The sequence below is a fragment of the Mycobacterium ostraviense genome, assembly GCF_002705925.1.
Taxonomy (GTDB): Bacteria; Actinomycetota; Actinomycetes; order Mycobacteriales; family Mycobacteriaceae; genus Mycobacterium; species Mycobacterium ostraviense.
Genome location: NZ_NKRE01000058.1, coordinates 1 through 1,406 on the forward strand (window position 1 = coordinate 1; position 1,406 = coordinate 1,406).

At 62.2% G+C, this 1,406-nt stretch carries 1 protein-coding gene and 2 pseudogenes; all 3 read left to right on the plus strand.

Annotation, left to right across the window (positions count from 1 at the left end):
• The first annotated feature begins 125 nt into the window (after positions 1-125).
• Complete coding sequence (locus CDN38_RS27900; protein ID WP_180276457.1) at positions 126-575, plus strand: DUF1942 domain-containing protein; 450 nt, start codon at positions 126-128, stop codon at positions 573-575.
• A 189-nt stretch (positions 576-764) separates the two neighbouring features.
• Positions 765-998 (plus strand): annotated as a pseudogene (locus tag CDN38_RS27905) (acyl-CoA dehydrogenase family protein); the annotation flags it as partial.
• Positions 998-1,232: pseudogene (locus CDN38_RS27910) on the plus strand (acyl-CoA dehydrogenase family protein); the annotation flags it as partial. The pseudogenes CDN38_RS27905 and CDN38_RS27910, both read left to right, overlap by 1 nt.
• Positions 1,233-1,406 lie beyond the last annotated feature (174 nt).

Genomic DNA, 1,406 nt, shown 5'->3' on the forward strand with positions numbered 1-1,406 from the left:
AACCGCATCGGCTCCAACTACGACCTGTGTTTCGCCTTTCTCAACCACACCGGCCTTTCTCTATGACCATGAATCACCGTATTACCGAAAGCTCTTTAAGGAACAAAGACAGAAAGGATTCGATAATGACGCTCTTGCGTTCAATCAAGACTGCGGTGGCCGGCGCCGCACTCGTCTTAGCGGCGGTATTCACCGCGACTACGGCGCTCGCGGGCCCGCCGGCGCCCTTTGGCGCCTCGCAGCAAGTCACCGGTAACTGGGGCAACGAGGTCTACGACGTCACCGTAAGCAACCTGGCGCCAACGGGGGACGGGCACTGGTATGCGGACGTAACCATGCACGCCATCAAAGGAAACCCCTCGCCGCACATCGGGGCCTTCACCGCCATAGCTGCTGACGGCACCAGATACAACGCGGTCCTGGGGAACAACCCCGATGGCCTTCCCACCGGACCGCTCCCTCAGGGCCAAACCCGGAGCGGAAAGATTTACTTCGGCGTCCTCGGAGGTCCGGCTCCGGACAGCATCAGTTTCACCCCGGTAGCGACCAACGATTACCTTCTGTGGAAGGGCTGACGCGAAGCCACAGGCGGCAGCTGACAACGCCTGGATATGGGCTGAGGGCGGTTGATTGCCTTCGGCCCATATTTTTTCGCCGGGCACCCCGCCTGAGCCAGCTGCGTCGACAGCAGTGCAGGCAATCCCATGGCAGGGCAGAGGCGGCGGTGACATGCCAATGCCAATCTCGTTGAGTGGCGGTGACGCCTGGCTGGCGACGATCCGCCTCGCCGGCTGGCCGCCGCGATGGCGAAAGCTTCAGCGGGAGAATGTCAGTCGCTGGGTGTTCCGACACGGAAACCGCTGCACGGCGCAATGGGCTTTACGTAGGAGAACGATTTGCAGTCTGCGCTCAAGCGGTCGAAACGGGTGAATACATGCTCGACGGCGCAGCAGAGCATCGAGCCGCAGCTCACCGAGGAGTACCGTGCAGCTGATTTTTTGATCCCGACGTCGAAGCGTTCCAAGCGGAGTCTTCGGCCTTCCTCGTCCAAAACCCTACCCCCGCAAGCGAAACCAATGGGCGGCGCCGCCCCGTGTCTCACCTGCCACAGTGGGCGCGCCGCTGGCAGCGGCTGCTGTTCGCCAACGGCTGGCTGTTGCCAAGTCAGCCGCCCGAATTCGGCGGTCGCAGCGTGGCTGGTGCTACAGCAGTTCGTTAATTTGGCGGAGCTCTTCGCCTGTTCACCGACGCCGCGGAGAGGTCGCGCCGGGGACCGCGGAGCATGCTTCTGGCATCGGATGGCCAATTGTGGTTCCCCCCAAATCGTGGAGGTTTCCTCTATGCGGCTTCCCGGTTGGTGGCCGCAGCGTTCTCGTAGTTGATGGGGCTGACCATCCCGATCGTGC

Bases quoted from the DNA above. Each gene is read 5' to 3' on its own strand.
- CDN38_RS27900 (WP_180276457.1), top strand. From the start codon at position 126: ATGACGCTCTTGCGTTCAATCAAGACTGCGGTGGCCGGCGCCGCACTC.